Origin of the sequence: Sphingomonas sp. (assembly GCF_965227385.1) — a bacterium.
Taxonomy (GTDB): domain Bacteria; phylum Pseudomonadota; class Alphaproteobacteria; order Sphingomonadales; family Sphingomonadaceae; genus Sphingomonas.
The window spans coordinates 3,373,719-3,388,813 of the sequence record NZ_OZ245750.1; the positions used below are offsets into that span (position 1 = coordinate 3,373,719).

A 15,095-nucleotide genomic window follows, 5' to 3' on the forward strand; every position below is an offset into this window, starting at 1 on the left:
CGGCGGGGCATCGACCAGATTAGATCCGAGGAAATCCAACATTCAAAGCCCCGATTCTCACGCGAAGGACATCAGCGCGCTTTCATAGGCGACCCAGCTCATGACCATCAGCGGGAGCGTCGCAAAGGCGAGCGCCACTGCGTTGCTTGCTCGATGTCCACGCGTATTTTTCATCCAATCCTCCTGCGCCGCAGTGTTTGCAGGGCGCGTGCCAAATCGGCGATCGGCGGATTTCCGTCGGTTCTTCCGTTGGATCGTAAATGGGGAGTCGGACGCCGTACCAAAGTTCAGCGATTCTTACGGTGCCGCAACATTAGCTTGGGACGCCGCACCGTGGCAGGATGAAGCGGATGTTCCTATCTGCCCTTATCCTCGCCACCCAGCCGCAGGCCGCCCCCGCCGCCGATGCCAGTCACTGCATCCGCGCGGCTCAGCCGGTCAGCGGGACGATCGGGACGCTGGAAAATCGCTGTCCCGATCGGCTGGTGGTGTTCATGTGCGTGACCGGACCGCCGGTGGCTGCGCGCGAGACCTATTTCGACTGCGCCAAGGGGCAGGTCGGGAGCTACGACGTGAAGGCGCACGGCAGCGCTCCGGCGATCTTTGCCGGGGCGCGACGGGTGCACATGTTCGCGTGCCGGTTTCCGCAGTTCCTGCCGCGCGATGTGCGGTATCACCATGGGCGAGGGCTGAAGGGGGTCTGTCGATAACGCGGCGGCGCCAGTTGCCTTTCCTCCTGCCGTCATCCTGAACTTGGTTCAGTTCCACGGGCGACTGAGCAGCGGGTGGCGGGGTGGATGCTGAAACAAGTTCAGCATGACGGAAGAAGAAGAAGAAGAAGAAGAAGACCCTCCCCAACCCTCCCGCAAGCGAGCGGGCTTCAGAAGAAGCGGGAGGAGGGTGACGCCGCCGCCGATCAGGCGCGTCTGTTGAGAAGAGCGAGCGGCGGTTAGCCCGCCCCAAACGAGAAGGGGCGGCCGCACCGTCGTGCGACCGCCCCAGCTCTGGTCGATGAAGCGCCCGAAATCAGGCTGCTTCGTCGAAATCTTCGTCGGTCATCACCGGACCCGAGTCCTGACCCTTGGCCGAGACATCGCGGTCGACGAGTTCGATGATCGCCATCGGTGCCGCGTCCGAAGCGCGCGGGCCCGTCTTGATGATGCGGGTGTAGCCGCCATTGCGGTCGGCGTAGCGCGACGCAAGCACGTCGAACAGCTTCACCAGCTGCGCGTCGTCAAGCAGACGCGCGTGCGCGAGACGGCGGTTCGAAAGACCACCCTTCTTCGCCAGCGTGATCAGCTTTTCGACGTAGGGACGCAGTTCCTTCGCCTTGGCGACGGTGGTGGTGATCTGCTCGTGCTTGATCAGCGCGGCCGACATGTTGCGGAACAGCGCGATGCGATGGGCCGAGGTGCGCTGGAGCTTACGACCGCCGTACTTATGGCGCATGATGTCTTCCTTCGTTCGTTAAGGGGCCGTCTTACGGAACCCCAGACCAGGCAGCACTTGGGGTGGCAGCCCATTGACCCTTCTTCCAGGAGGCCTGCCGCGGCAAAGCCGCGGCGTCAGACGGAGCCTGCGGCCCCGCTGGCCGGACTGGCGCTGTATCCGGGTTAGCTTGCGCTAACCCGGTGCAGCTCAGCCCATGATTTCCTGCTCGAGCTTCTTGGCCATCTCTTCGATATTCTCAGGCGGCCAGCCCGGGATTTCCATGCCGAGGCGCAGACCCATCGACGACAGCACTTCCTTGATTTCGTTCAGCGACTTGCGGCCGAAATTCGGGGTGCGCAGCATCTCGGCTTCGGTCTTCTGGACCAGATCGCCGATATAGATGATGTTGTCGTTCTTGAGGCAGTTGGCCGAACGGACCGACAGCTCGAGCTCGTCCACCTTCTTGAGCAGGTAGCGGTTGATCGTCGCGGTATCGCTGCTGCCTTCCGACGCAGTCGACTGGGCGGCGACGCCGACCGGCGCGCTGCGCGTGATCGCCGAATCGTCGAAGTGGACGAACAGCGCCAGCTGGTCCTGAAGGATGCGCGCGGCATAAGCGAGCGCGTCTTCCGGAGTGACGGTGCCGTCGGTCTCGATCGACAGGCTCAGCTTGTCATAGTCGAGTTCCTGACCCACGCGGGTGTTCTCGACCTTGTAGCTGACCTGGCGGACGGGCGAGTAGAGCGCATCGACCGGGATCAGACCGATCGGCGCATCCGCCGGACGGTTCGCACTGGCCGGGACATAGCCCTTGCCGGTATCGGCGATGAGTTCCATGTTCAGCGTCGCACCATCGTCGAGATGGCACAGCACCAGTTCCGGGTTCATCACTTCGATGTCGCCCGAGACAGCGATGTCGCCAGCCTTCACCTCGGCCGGGCCGGTTGCGCTCAGCTGGAGGCGCTTCGCACCTTCGCCCTGCATGCGCAGCGCGATCTGCTTCACGTTGAGGACGAGATCGGTCACGTCCTCACGCACGCCGGCGAGCGAGCTGAATTCGTGCAGCACGTTTTCGATCTTGATCGAGGTCACCGCCGCGCCCTGGAGCGACGAGAGCAGCACGCGGCGCAGCGCGTTGCCGAGCGTAAGACCGAAGCCACGCTCCAGCGGCTCAGCGACAAAGGTCGCCTTCCGCTTGCCGTCACCGCCCTTTTTCTCAAGGCCGTTCGGCTTCTTCAGTTCCTGCCAGTTCTTTGCGTTGACAGACACAGGCTTCCCCTGGGTTGGGCGGGACAGGGGAGGTCCCGCCAGGATTGGAGCCGCCTCCAGCCCGGACCCGGCATCCCGAGGCCGCGACGGAGGCGGAAAGTCAAATCAGACGCGGCGACGCTTCGACGGGCGCACGCCATTGTGCGGGATCGAGGTCACATCGCGGATCGACGTGATCTGGAAACCAACCGCCTGCAGCGCACGGAGCGCCGATTCGCGGCCCGAACCCGGACCCTTCACCTCGACCTCGAGCGTGCGGACGCCGTGCTCGGCAGCCTTGCGGCCTGCGTCCTCGGCTGCGACCTGGGCTGCATAAGGCGTCGACTTGCGCGAGCCCTTGAAGCCCATCATGCCGGCCGACGACCAGCTGATCGCGTTGCCCTGGGCGTCCGTGATCGTGATCATGGTGTTGTTGAAGCTGGCGTTCACATGGGCGACGCCGGCGGTGATGTTCTTGCGTTCGCGACGGCGAAGACGCTGCGGTGCTTGTGCCATTATTCAGTAATCCTTCGAAAATCGAAGCAGGCGGGCCGCCGTGAAACGGCCCAGCGGCTTACTTCTTCTTGCCAGCGATCGGCTTCGCCTTGCCCTTGCGGGTACGGGCGTTGGTGTGCGTGCGCTGGCCGCGAACCGGCAGGCCCTTGCGATGACGCAGGCCGCGATAGCAGGCCAGATCCATCAGGCGCTTGATGTTCATCGCGGTCTGGCGACGAAGATCACCCTCGACCGTGTGGTCGGCGTCGATGGTTTCGCGGATCTGCAGCACTTCCGAATCGGTCAGGTCCTGCACGCGACGCTCAACGGTGATGCCGAGCTTTTCGGTGATTTCCTTGGCCTTTGCCGGGCCGATGCCGTGGATATACTGAAGCGCGATCAGAACGCGCTTGTTGGTGGGCAAGTTAACGCCCGCAATACGTGCCATGAACTAAATTCTCCCAGCTCCACGGGGCGTGCATGGCAGCAAACCCCATCTCGTCGCGTTGACCCGAAACGCATGCGCGCGGCAGACGTGCACGCACGCTGCCGTTAGCCGGTGTTTCGGAAGATGGGCGACATATTGACCGCGGCCCGCACTGTCAAGCGCCGGGTCGGTGCAAAAATCGGTTCGGATGCCATACACCAAAGCGGGACAGCGGCCAAGCGCTCACGATGGAGGCCGTGACCCTATTCGGCACGCTCCGCCGCAGCCTTGAGCCCCGGCATCTGCGCGGCGATGACCCCGTCGACCGGGGCGGCGAGCGTGGCGAGGCCTGCGGGATGGAAGCCGCCGACGACATAGGTGACGGTCAGCGTGGTCCCCTGCCCATCCGGCTTGAGTGCGAAGGTCATCGTCGCGGTGACGGCACCGCTTTGCAGTGGACCGAACGCACCGGACAGCCGCAGCGCCTTGCCCCGCACGGCATAGACGGTACGGCCATGCTCGACCGCGCCGCCGTCCAGCGTCTCGCACCAGCAGCCGCCGGGACGGGTGTCCCAGCTGATGTTGGCAGCATTGCCCGAGTAGGTGTGGTCCTTGCTCCACCACAGCGAGGGCCGCGCGATGGTGTCCCACACCTTTTCGGGCGGCGCGGCGATGACAAGGCGGTGCGTGGAGACGAAGCCACCGCCGTCCGACCGGGTCAGTTCCGCCGCCGCCGGTGCGGCGGCCAACGTCGTCATGAGTGCTGCTGCAACGCGTGTCTTCATGCGCCCCCTCCCCGCCATGCCCGACCGGGAGGGTGCGCCGCAGCCACCGGATGGTCAATTCATTTCGGGGGCGGCGCGTCCTTGCCCATGCGGCGGTCGAGGAAGTCGAGGATCGTGGTCCACAGATGCACGCTGATGCCCGGACCGGCGACGCGGTGCGTCTGGCCCGGATACAGCATCGTTTCGAACGGCACCGCCGCGCCCTGCATCCTGGCCATCATCACGGTCGAATGCTCCAGCACGACATTGTCGTCGGCCATGCCGTGGATGAGCAACAGCGGATCGGTGATCTTGGTCGCATCGGCGACGGTATTCGCCTTGTCATAGGCGGCCTGCACCTGGCGCGGGTCGCCCATGTAGCGCTCGGTATAATGGGTGTCGTACAGCTCCCACTTGCTGACCGGCGCGCCGGAAATGCCCGCTGCAAACGTGCCGGGGGCGGCCTGGAGCATCTTGAGCGTCATATAGCCGCCGTACGACCAGCCATAGGTGGCGATGCGGTTGGCATCGACGAAATCGAGCGTCTTGAGATAGGCGGCCCCGGCGAGCTGATCCTCGACCTCGACCCCGCCCATCGCCTGGTACAGATGATCCTCGAACGCTTTGCCGCGATTAGCCGCGCCGCGATTGTCGAGCACGAACCAGATATAGCCGCGATCGACGAGATATTGCTGGAGCGCACCGCCCCATGCGCGGCTCACCTGCTGCGAATGCGGGCCGCCATAGTGATGGAAGAAGACGGGGTATTTCTTGCCCGGCTCCAGCTTCGGCGTGATCATTTCCCAGTGCAGGACGGTGCCGTCGGCTGCCTTGATGGTGCCGAACTGCTTCTGCTGATGGCTGGCGAGATAGGGCGCATAGGGGTGGTCCCCGGCGACCGTGTTCTCGTTGACCCAGGCGAGCCGCTTGCCCGCGGCGTCGGTCAGCATCACCTGTGCCGGCTGATCGCTCTTCGAACGGGTGAGGATGATCTTGCTCGCCGTGCCGTTGGCGCTGGCACCGTGCCACCAGCCCGGTTCGGTGATGCGGGTCACGGTGCCGGGCTTATTCAAATTCACCGTGTAGAGATGGCGTTCGAGCACGCCGTCCTTGTTGCCGGTGAAGGTGATGCGGCCGCTCGCCTCATCTACGCCGACGATATCGGCGACTTCCCAGTCTCCCTTGGTCAGCTGCATCCATTTGCCCGATTTGAAGCGGTAGAGGTGGCCATGGCCGTCGCGTTCCGACCACCAGATCAGGCTGCCGTCCTTCATCGGGTGATAGGCGTCGGACAGGTTGATCCAGCTGCGTTCGCCCGACTTCTCGCTGAACAGCACGCGCGACGCGCCGGTGGCGGGATCGACCGCGAGCATGTCGAGCACGGTCTGCGTGCGGTTCTGGCGCTGGACGAGCAGGGTCTTGCCATCGGGCGTCCAGTCGACGCGGGCGAGGTAGATGTCGGTTTCGGTGCCGAGGTCGACCTTGACCCGGCCCGACCCGTCGGGGTTCATCACGTAGAGGTCGACCAGCACGTTCGCGGTGCCCGCCTTGGGGTAGCGCTGATCGTAGATCTTGGTGCCCTCCGCCCCGATCGCGGCGCGGCTGACGATGCCGACCGGGCTCTCGTCGAAGCGCTGGACGGCGATGCGCGTGTCGTCGGGCGACCACCAGTAACCGGTGCGGCGGCCCATTTCCTCCTGCGCAACGAACTCGGCCTCGCCGAAGTAGACGGTCCCCTTGCCTTCGGTGGTCGCCTTGACCTCCTTGCCGCTGGTCAGGTCGAGCACGACGAGATTCTGGTCGCGGACGAAGCTGGCAAAGCCGCCGCGCGGGCTGATCACCGGGTTCAACTCGCCGCCTTCGGTGGCGGTCAGGCGGCGGACCTGGCCGTCGAGCGTGGCGAGGTAGAGGTCGCCGTCGAGGGGCACGAGGATCGACTTACCGTCGGGCGCCCAGTCATAGGCGACGATGCCCTTGCTGCCGCCGATGCGCGCACGTTCGCGCTGCATTTTCTCGGCCTCGGACAGTTCGGCGCCGGTGCCGATCTTCGCGCTGTCGACCAGCATGCGCCATTGCCCGGTGGCGGTGTCCATCGCCCACAGGTCGAAGCGTTGATTGTCGTCGGCGCGGTTGCGCAGCACCGTCACCAGCGTGCCATCGGGCGAAAGCTTGAGCGCGCGCGGGGTGGTGCCGGCGAGGTCGGGGCTGGCGAACACGCGCTCCAGCGTCAGGTCGCCGCCTGCCACCTGCTGTGCCTCAACCGGCATCGCCACCCCCGCCGACAACAACGCCATCGCGCCCAACGCCGCTTTCCACATCCTGCAATCCGTTCATGGTTTTCACGATGCCCACGCCTATCGGGCTTCACGCGGGCGAGGTAAAGTCCGCCCTCTTAGCCCGGAGGCTGGGCGAATGAATAAACAGAAGAAGACCCTCCCCTTCCCCCCCCCCGCAGGCGGGAGGGGTTCTTAGGAGAGAGCGGGCGGGTTCAACTCCGCGCCGCACGCAGCACACACAAGCTGAGCATGCGGTTGGCGATTTCGCGTTCGCCCAGCACCACATCGCCCGCCCCGCGCGCTTCGAGATGCTCGACTTCGGCGTCCGAATGCGCGCGCGCGACGACGGCGATGCCGGGGTTGAGTTCGCGCGCCGCCTGAACGACCGCGCCGCCCTCGAACCCCTCGGGGATCGCGATCAGCAGTTTTGCCGCGCGGTCGACCCCGGCGGCCTTCAGCGCTTCGGGATCGACGCCGTTGCCGCGCACCACGTCGAGGCCCGCGTCCTTGGCGACCTTGGCGACGTCCGCCTGATCCTCGATCAGGATGAACGGGCGCTTCTTTGCCAGCAGGTCGCGCGCGATCAGCTTGCCGACCCGGCCATAGCCGACCAGCACGATGTGGCCGGTGCGGTCGCCGGTATCCAGCGGCGGCTCGATCGGGTCGGTCTGCTCCTGCCGACGCGGGACGAAGGCGTTGAAGATGAACGGGTTGGCAAGGATCGACAGCAGCGCGCCCGCCAGCACCAGATCGCGCCCTTCCGGCGGCAGGATCTGCAGCGATACGCCGAGCCCGACCAGGATGAACGAAAATTCGCCGATCTGGGCAAGGCTGGCAGCGGCCGTCACCGCGATGCGATGCGTGCGGCCCAGCGCGCGGACGATGGCGTAGGCGACCAGCGACTTGCCGACCACGATGATCAGCACGGTCGCGATCAACGGCAGTGGCTGCTCCACGATCACCGCCGGGTTGAACAACATGCCGACCGACACGAAGAACAGCACCGCGAACGCATCGCGCAGCGGCAGCGTCTCTTCGGTCGCCTGACGGCTGAGCGGCGTTTCGCCCAGGATCATGCCGGCGAAGAAGGCGCCGAGCGCGAAGGACACGTCGAACACAACCGCCGCGCCGAATGCGACGCCGAGTGCGATGGCAAGGACGGCGAGGCGGAACAGTTCGCGGGAACCGGTGTGGACCACCCAATGCAGCGCCATCGGGATCACGCGGCGCGCGACCAGCAGCATGACGACCAGGAAGCCGGTGACCTTGAACCCGATCTGCGCCAGCGGCACCAGCAGCGCGCTCCACGTCATCGGGCCTTCGCTTTTCATGATCTGGGCCAGCACCGGCAGCAGCACCAGCGCGAGGACCATCACCAGATCCTCGACGATCAGCCACCCGACCGCGATCCGACCGCGTTCGGTATCGACAATGCCGAACCCCTGCAGACCGCGCAGCAGCACCACCGTACTCGCGACCGACAAGGCAAGGCCGAAGACGAACCCGGCGAGCGGGTCCCAGCCCAGCGTCCAGGACAGGCCCATGCCCATGACCACCGCGGCGGCGATCTGACCGATCGCCCCGGGCACCGCGATCTTGCGCACCGCGAGCAGGTCGCGGAGCGAGAAATGCAGGCCGACGCCGAACATCAGCAGGATGACGCCGATCTCGGCCAGTTCGGCGGCAAGGTCTCCGTCGGCGACGAAGCCGGGCGTGAACGGCCCGACCATGATCCCGGCGAGGAGATAGCCCGCGATGGGCGAAACCTTCAGTCTGTGGGCAATCGCCCCCATGATGAAGGCGATGACGAGCCCGGCCACGATCGTGGCGATAAGCGGTGTGTGGTGCATAGGCTGGCAGCTGTCCCGGTTGTGGCCCGGACCGTAACGTACGGCCCGGGCAGTGCGTTCAGCCGCTGGTGCCGCCGATCACGAGCGCCGCGGCCGCCGTGCTGGCCGCCACTCCACTCCAGACGATCGGCGCAAACCACCAGGGCTGCCGTTTGTCGTGCGCATTGTTCATGACATCGCTCCTGAAACCGCGCCGAAGCGCGAACGGGGAATGTCAGACGACGGGCGGCGCGCGCGGGCTGCCGACGCGCGGCGGGTGGGACGGGCTGATGGGGACAGCGACGACGCCGGACGGTCGTGCGTCAATCGCATCGACGGCGGGGGAGATCAGCGCCGTTTCTGGGCTGGAAAGCGTGGCACTGCCGACTCCGACGACCGGATCAGGATCCGGGCGAACATCGGGTGCGACGATCCGCGGCGACGCGCGCAGCGGGCGAAGCGCATCGACCGTGGTTGCAGGGTTGAAGGCCGAGCCGAACGCCATGGTGCGCGGCAGGCCGCTACTGAGCAGCGACGAGGCCAGTGCGACAATCAGCGCAATCCACAGCGCCGCAGCCCGGAGGAATCGAGCGTCTAGAGCGGCGAAGGCGGCGGAGCGGGCGGTCACCCGATCAACTTAGTGTCGCCCGGCCCGGAATCAAACGGGGCGCGGAAGCTTTCGCTCCGCGCCCCACGCTTGTTGCTGCCGAGGGCCGATTATTCGGCGGCTTCGGTGGTCTTGGCCGGACGCGGGTCGCGGCGCTCGGCGATACGTGCCGACTTGCCGGTACGACCGCGCAGATAATAGAGCTTCGCACGACGCACGACGCCGCGACGGACGACTTCGATGCTGTCGATGTTCGGCGAATAGAGCGGGAAGACGCGCTCGACGCCTTCACCGAACGAAATCTTGCGGACGGTGAAGTTGCTGCCCATGCCCTTGTTGGCGCGGGCGATGCAGACGCCTTCATAGGCCTGAACGCGGGTGCGCTCGCCTTCGACGACCTTCACGCCAACGCGGACGGTGTCGCCGGGGCGGAATTCGGGGATCTTCTTGTCGGCGGAGAACTTCGCGACGTTCTCGGCCTCGATCTGCTGGAGCAGGTTCATGGCTCTCATTCCTTTTCGCGCCGCGCACCAGAGGGAGACTGGACCCGAGCGCCCTCATGGCGCTCCCAAAGATCCGGCCTCCTTAGCCGTGTATCGGTCTCCGCCTGTTGCTTGCGCCAGGCGTTGATCCGCGCATGATCCCCCGATCGCAGCACTTCGGGGATCGTGCGCCCTTCCCATTCGACGGGTCGGGTGTACTGCGGATATTCAAGGAGGCCGCTTTCGAAGCTTTCCTCGACTCCGCTGGAAGGCGCGCCCATTACGCCGGGAAGCAGCCGAATGCAAGCGTCGAGCAGCACCAGCGCGCCCATCTCGCCGCCCGACAGCACATAGTCGCCGATCGACACCTGTTCGATGGGGCGGGCGTCGAACAGCCGCTCGTCAAACCCCTCAAACCGGCCGCACAGGATCGACACGCCGGAACCGGCGGCGAGCGCGCGCACCCGGTCCTGCGTCAGCGGCGCGCCGCGCGGGGTCATCGCCAGCATCGGGCGGTCGTAACCGACGCTGTCACATGCGGCAGCGAGGATATCAGGCTTGAGCACCATCCCCGCACCGCCCCCGGCTGGCGTATCGTCCACCGTGCGGTGCCTGTCGGTCGCGAAGTCGCGGATCTGGACGGTGTCGAGGCTCCATTTCCCCTCGCTCAGCGCGCGCCCGGCGATCGAATGGCCTAGCGGCCCGGGAAACATGTCCGGGTAAAGCGTTAAGACGGTCGCGGCGAAGGTCATGGTGCCTGTTCGCCGCTGACGCCACGATTGGCAAGGGAGCGGGCATGGAAGATTGCATCATAGTCGGCGCGGGGCCGGCCGGATTGACGGCGGCGATCTATCTGGCGCGCTATCACCTGTCGATCCGGCTGTTCGATTGCGGGTCGAGCCGGGCGGCGCTGATCCCGCGCACGCACAATCATGCCGGCTATCCTGAGGGGATCGAAGGCGTCGAGCTGCTGCGGCGGATGCTGGCGCAGGCCGAGCTGTATGGCGCGGTGCGTGAGGCGGCGAAGGTGACGCGGGTCGAGCCGGTCGCGGACGGCTTTATCGTCCATGCGGGCGAGCGGCGGGTGGCGACACGCTCGGTGCTGCTAGCGACAGGCGTGGTCAACCATCGGCCCGAGGGGCTGGAGGATGCGGTGCATGATCCAGCACTGGCGCGCGGACTGCTGCGTTACTGCCCCGTTTGCGATGGGTATGAGGTGACCGACAAGCGCGTCGGCGTGATCGGGACTGGAGACCATGGGATGCGCGAGGCGCTGTTCCTGCGCGGCTTTACCCGCGACGTGACGCTGATCGCGCCGGATGTGGAGCATCGGCTGGATGCGGCGTGTGTCGCCAAGCTGGAGGAAGCGGGGATCGCGCGAGTCGACGGGCCATGCGGGGGCTATGCGATCGAAGGCGACCGGATTGCGCTGGATACCGCGCATGGGCGGATGGCGTTCGACAGCCTCTACCCGGCGCTGGGGTCGCGCATCCGATCCGACCTGGCGGTAGCGGCGGGCGCGGCGGCGACGGCGGAGGGCTGCCTTGAGGTCGACGACCACCAGCGCACCAGCATCCCCGGCCTGTTCGCGGCGGGTGACGTGGTGAAGGGGCTGGACCAGATCAGCAACGCGATGGGTCAGGCGGGCGTGGCGTCGACGACGATCCGGAACATGCTGAGCGAGCAGCGGCGGATCTGGCGGTAGCAGCCTGCGCAGTTGGCTCGACCTCAGCGACGTCTCCTGCCCCTGCAAATTCGCAAGGCACCCGCCAGACAAATAGTCATCCCGAATGCACCGAGCAGGCAATCTCCAGCACGACTGCCTGTCAGGTAGTAGGCACTCTCACCGAATGGCATCGTCGTCGCGCCCGACCACGAGGCGTAGTACTCCATCCACTCCCCTCGCCAGAGGCCCAGAACATAGCCGCCTTCCGGGGGCTGGCCCAATTCGGATGTGGCCTCTTCAAAATGCCGATCCCCTGGTTCGATGATATATGGCCCATCGATCGACAAGTGCTGAGCAGTTTCGTCCTGATCCGGTAAGCGCCCGCGCTGCGCACGAAATCTGTCAACGACCCGAGCAGCTTGTTTGAATTCAGCCTCCAGTTGGCGGCTATGCTCAATGGTATGGGTAACCATGCCTTCGCCACCCACGGACAGAAACAGAATCCCCCAAAAAAGAGGACCAGCGGCCAAAGCAATACGGCCCCAAGGCCGAAAAACGTGACTTCCATGGACCGTTTGGTCATCTCATGCCCCTTCTATCGGAAGGGCAAACCTAATTCCGAGGTGATGAGCGGCATGAGCGAACCGTGAGGAATCAGTGAAATCGGCGAGGACGAATGTCCGCGACGGGATCGTCTGCCAATCCGCTTCTGTAACCCGTCCGTCAATCCGGCCGCGGATAGAACCGCAGCGCCTGGATCGCTGGTGGGTTGGTCGGGGCCAGCAGGATCTGGCCGTCGACCTTCCCCTTGGCGCAATTCCAACGAAAACTGGTCGACAGGTTGCCGGTCGGGGCGAGCGGTTCGGCGGTGGGGCAGTCGCCGACCAGCCCCTTGATCCGCGCGAATTCCGTCCGCCAGTGCGCGGCGTCGCGGTCCATCACGAAGTTCATCGCGAGCTTGCCGTCGAGCGGCTTGAGGTCGCCCGCCGCATAGGCGGCGCGGACGGCGTCGTGCATTTGCATGAGTAGCGGGTTGAGCGGGGTCGCGCGCGGATCGGCCGCCCCTGACCGCGCCAGCGACCACAACGACTGCCACACCGGCACGGCGGGGGCGGTATAGGTCTTGTTGGTGAAGGCGAAAGCGGCGATCCCGCGCTCCGGCACCAGTACGACATAGCTGCCATAGCCGGGGTAACCGCCGCCATGTTCGAGCGCGGTGCCGAGGTCGCAGTCGCTGGTGATGCGCAGGCCCATGCCATAGGCGGTGCCGTGCTTGCACGTATCCCCCTCCGGCGCGCCGCGACGCGGGCCGACGCGGACGAAGTTGAGGCCCTGGACCATCTCGCGCACCGTGGCCCGCTTGACCGGGCCGGTTTCGGCGACATCACGCGGGGGCCATGCGGAGAGCAGGAAGCCGACCCACTTGGCATAGTCATTGGCGGTGGTGATCATGCCGCCCATCGCCCCGAACGCACCGTCGCGCATTTCCGGCTCGGCCACCCACTTCTCATCCTCCCAGCGATAGCCGAGCGCGAACTTGTCGCGCGGCACCAGTGCGATGTCGTAGGTGGTCGCGGTCATGCCGAGCGGCTCTAGGATCGTACGCCCGATATAGGCCTGGTAGGGCTCGCCCGAGATGTTGGTGATGATGCGGCCGAGCAGCGCATAGCCATAGTTGGAATATTCGTGTGCCATGCCGCCGGTGCGGCTCCACGGCACGCCCTGCGCGATCATCGCGCTGAACTCCGCCTCGCTCAGCACCTGTTGCCGGTCGCCCCAGGGATCGTCGGTGACCATGCCGCCGACATGCGCCAGCAGGTCGCGGATGCGGATGCGCGGGCTGTCGGTGGTCGGGTATTTCCAGCCGCGCATTTCGGGGATGTGCTGTTCGGCAAGGTCGTCGAGACGCAGCTTGCCCGCGTCGCGCAGGTGCAGGATCGCGAGCGCGGTGAACGCCTTGCTCATCGACGCGATGCGGAAGCGGGTGTCGAGCGTGACCGGCGCGCCGCCGGAGGTCTGCGTCCCGACCATAGAGGAGACCGCAGGCTTGCCGTCCTTGATGACCATATAGACCATGCCGGGGGTCGGGTTCTGCGCGCGATACTTGGCGAAATGGTCGCCGATCTCGGTCACCTGAGCGGGCGGGATATGGCCCGGCGGCGTCTGGGCGAGCGCGGGCAGCGGGGCGAACGCGAGGGCGGCGGCGAGGCGGAGCTTCATGGCGCGCAACCAATCAGAATTCCGCCCCGCACGCAAACCCCCGCGCGCGTTATGCCGCGAGGTAGCTGTCGAGCTTGTCGAAGCTACCGCTCCAGCCGCCGGTCATCGATTCCATCGCGGCGACGAAGCTTGCCGCCTGCTCCGCCGTCGGATTGATCGCAATCCAGCGCAGGGTGATGCGCGTGCCGTCCGCGACCGCCTCGAACCGGATATCGGTGCGCAGCGTGGCGGGCCAGGCGTCGAAGAACGGGCATGGCACGATATTGCCATCGGCATCAGCGAAGCTCTGGTCATAGACGAGGTGGTCGGGGCGATCGACCGTGCGATAGTCGCACAGCGTGTGCAGGACGCTGCCATCCGCCGCGTCGGAGCGGGCGTGGAGTTGCGCTCCGCTGGCGATCGTGCCGCTGAGCACGGTCACCTGCGTCCCCTCCGGCCCCGACCAGCGCGCCATTTGCACTGGATCGGCCCAGGCGTCGAACACGCGGTCGATCGGGGCGGCGAAGGTGCGCTGGATGGTGAATTCGGGGGTCACGGCGGCGTCGGTCATGCGGGCTCTCCTGTGTTGAGCGTGGCGAGATAGGCGTCGAGGCGGTCGAACTTCGCATCCCAGTCGGCACCGAGCCGGTCGAGCCAGTCGGCGGGGAGCGCGAGCGCGGCGCGGTTGAGGCGGCGCGGGCGCGACTGTCCGGCGGTGGCGGTTTCGACGAAGCCGGCGCGCTCCAGCACCTTGAGGTGCTTGGAAATGGCGGGCTGGCTCACCGCAAAGGGCGCGGCGAGTTCGGATACCGTGGCCTCCCCCTTTGCCAGCCGTGCGAGGATTGCGCGGCGGGTGGGGTCAGCCAGGGCAGCGAAGGCAAGATCGAGCGACTCATCCATAGCCATATGGATATATAACTATACGGATATGTAAAGCACTATGCGTCGGTCGGCGCCATTCCCGTGCGCAGCGCGGTGGTCCAGTCGGGGCGCCCTTCCCGCTCAGCCTTTTCCGCCGCGCGCGCATGATCATAGGCGACGGCGCGCAGTTGTACCTGATGGTCACGGACCAACGCGTAGCGGGCGCGGGGGTCGCCGGTCTGCGCGGCGTGGGGATAGGGCAGGTCTTCGCGATAGGCCTGCAACCCGACGCTGCCGGGATTGGCGACGGTGCGGCCATCGCCGAGCGTGCGGACGGCGGGGAGATGCGAGTGGCCGCACAGGGTGAGCAACGCGACCTCCTCGCCCAGCCGCGTGGCGATCTCGGTATCGGTGGCGGCGCGCAGGCCCGTTGGCTCGACCGTCTCCAGCAGCTGCTCGACATCGCTGCGGCGTGTGCCGTGGACCAGGCGGATGCCGTCGATGCTCAGCGTCGCCGGCTGGGCAGCGAGCCAGCACAGCTGTGCGTCATCGAGGGTGGCGCGGGCGAAGCGATCGGAGGCATTCATCCGCTCGGGCGCGTCGGTGAGCAGCTGACGCTCGTGATTGCCGGCGATGGTCGGCCAGTCGAGCTGCATCAGCAGCGCGGCGGTCTCCGCCGGCCACAGCGGGCCGGACAGGCTGTCGCCCAGGTTGACGAAGCGCGTTGCGCCCGCCGCGTGCGCGTCGGCGATCACCGCTTCGAGCGCGGGCAGATTGCCGTGGATGTCGGACAGGACGGCGATCATGCCG

Annotated in this window: 17 protein-coding genes; 2 read left to right on the forward strand and 15 right to left on the reverse strand. The window is 66.2% G+C overall.

Features of this window, described 5'->3' with window-relative positions:
- The first annotated feature begins 350 nt into the window (after nucleotides 1-350).
- A complete protein-coding gene (locus ACO05N_RS16500; RefSeq protein ID WP_422058077.1) occupies nucleotides 351-710 on the forward strand; it encodes a hypothetical protein in 360 nt (119 codons plus the stop codon).
- A 316-nt stretch (nucleotides 711-1,026) separates the two neighbouring features.
- Here the strand turns inward: ACO05N_RS16500 and rplQ are convergent, their stop codons facing one another.
- From rplQ to trmD, 10 genes are all read right to left on the reverse strand, one after another.
- Complete coding sequence (gene rplQ, locus ACO05N_RS16505; RefSeq protein ID WP_422058078.1) at nucleotides 1,027-1,449, reverse strand: 50S ribosomal protein L17; 423 nt, start codon at nucleotides 1,447-1,449, stop codon at nucleotides 1,027-1,029.
- A gap of 189 nt (nucleotides 1,450-1,638) precedes the next feature.
- Nucleotides 1,639-2,700 (reverse strand): DNA-directed RNA polymerase subunit alpha, encoded by a 1,062-nt coding sequence (locus ACO05N_RS16510; protein WP_066659977.1) that lies wholly within the window; start codon nucleotides 2,698-2,700, stop codon nucleotides 1,639-1,641.
- Between the two features lie 105 nt (nucleotides 2,701-2,805).
- Nucleotides 2,806-3,195 (reverse strand): 30S ribosomal protein S11, encoded by a 390-nt coding sequence (gene rpsK, locus ACO05N_RS16515; protein ID WP_066579261.1) that lies wholly within the window; start codon nucleotides 3,193-3,195, stop codon nucleotides 2,806-2,808.
- A 58-nt stretch (nucleotides 3,196-3,253) separates the two neighbouring features.
- A complete protein-coding gene (rpsM, locus tag ACO05N_RS16520; RefSeq protein WP_066659980.1) occupies nucleotides 3,254-3,622 on the reverse strand; it encodes a 30S ribosomal protein S13 in 369 nt (122 codons plus the stop codon).
- Between the two features lie 242 nt (nucleotides 3,623-3,864).
- On the reverse strand, nucleotides 3,865-4,386 hold the full coding sequence (locus ACO05N_RS16525) for an SRPBCC family protein (RefSeq protein ID WP_422058079.1): 522 nt from the start codon (nucleotides 4,384-4,386) through the stop codon (nucleotides 3,865-3,867).
- 59 nt (nucleotides 4,387-4,445) lie between these two features.
- Nucleotides 4,446-6,683, reverse strand: a complete 2,238-nt coding sequence (locus ACO05N_RS16530) for a DPP IV N-terminal domain-containing protein (RefSeq protein WP_422058080.1) — start codon at nucleotides 6,681-6,683, stop codon at nucleotides 4,446-4,448.
- Between the two features lie 170 nt (nucleotides 6,684-6,853).
- Nucleotides 6,854-8,491 (reverse strand): YbaL family putative K(+) efflux transporter, encoded by a 1,638-nt coding sequence (gene ybaL, locus ACO05N_RS16535; protein ID WP_422058081.1) that lies wholly within the window; start codon nucleotides 8,489-8,491, stop codon nucleotides 6,854-6,856.
- 214 nt (nucleotides 8,492-8,705) lie between these two features.
- Nucleotides 8,706-9,098 (reverse strand): hypothetical protein, encoded by a 393-nt coding sequence (locus ACO05N_RS16540; protein ID WP_422058082.1) that lies wholly within the window; start codon nucleotides 9,096-9,098, stop codon nucleotides 8,706-8,708.
- Nucleotides 9,099-9,187: 89 nt separating this feature from the next.
- Nucleotides 9,188-9,580, reverse strand: a complete 393-nt coding sequence (gene rplS / locus ACO05N_RS16545; RefSeq protein ID WP_066660010.1) for a 50S ribosomal protein L19 — start codon at nucleotides 9,578-9,580, stop codon at nucleotides 9,188-9,190.
- Nucleotides 9,581-9,585: 5 nt separating this feature from the next.
- Entirely contained in the window at nucleotides 9,586-10,311 is a 726-nt protein-coding gene (gene trmD / locus ACO05N_RS16550) for a tRNA (guanosine(37)-N1)-methyltransferase TrmD (protein WP_422058083.1), read from the reverse strand.
- Nucleotides 10,312-10,355: 44 nt separating this feature from the next.
- On the opposite strand from trmD, the gene ACO05N_RS16555 reads away from it, so the two are divergent.
- Nucleotides 10,356-11,264: an NAD(P)/FAD-dependent oxidoreductase gene (locus tag ACO05N_RS16555; RefSeq protein ID WP_422058084.1), complete on the forward strand. Its 909-nt coding sequence runs from the start codon at nucleotides 10,356-10,358 to the stop codon at nucleotides 11,262-11,264.
- A 23-nt stretch (nucleotides 11,265-11,287) separates the two neighbouring features.
- Here the strand turns inward: ACO05N_RS16555 and ACO05N_RS16560 are convergent, their stop codons facing one another.
- From ACO05N_RS16560 to ACO05N_RS16580, 5 genes are all read right to left on the reverse strand, one after another.
- The gene (locus ACO05N_RS16560) at nucleotides 11,288-11,698 is read right to left on the reverse strand and encodes a hypothetical protein (protein ID WP_422058085.1); all 411 of its coding nucleotides are present in this window, start codon (nucleotides 11,696-11,698) and stop codon (nucleotides 11,288-11,290) included.
- 250 nt (nucleotides 11,699-11,948) lie between these two features.
- On the reverse strand, nucleotides 11,949-13,445 hold the full coding sequence (locus ACO05N_RS16565) for a serine hydrolase domain-containing protein (RefSeq protein ID WP_422058086.1): 1,497 nt from the start codon (nucleotides 13,443-13,445) through the stop codon (nucleotides 11,949-11,951).
- Between the two features lie 49 nt (nucleotides 13,446-13,494).
- Complete coding sequence (locus ACO05N_RS16570; RefSeq protein WP_422058087.1) at nucleotides 13,495-13,995, reverse strand: SRPBCC family protein; 501 nt, start codon at nucleotides 13,993-13,995, stop codon at nucleotides 13,495-13,497.
- A complete protein-coding gene (locus tag ACO05N_RS16575) occupies nucleotides 13,992-14,324 on the reverse strand; it encodes an ArsR/SmtB family transcription factor (protein ID WP_422058088.1) in 333 nt (110 codons plus the stop codon). Before ACO05N_RS16575 ends, ACO05N_RS16570 begins: the two co-directional genes overlap by 4 nt.
- A 38-nt stretch (nucleotides 14,325-14,362) precedes the next feature.
- Nucleotides 14,363-15,091 (reverse strand): metallophosphoesterase family protein, encoded by a 729-nt coding sequence (locus ACO05N_RS16580; RefSeq protein ID WP_422058089.1) that lies wholly within the window; start codon nucleotides 15,089-15,091, stop codon nucleotides 14,363-14,365.
- Between the last annotated feature and the right edge of the window lie 4 nt (nucleotides 15,092-15,095).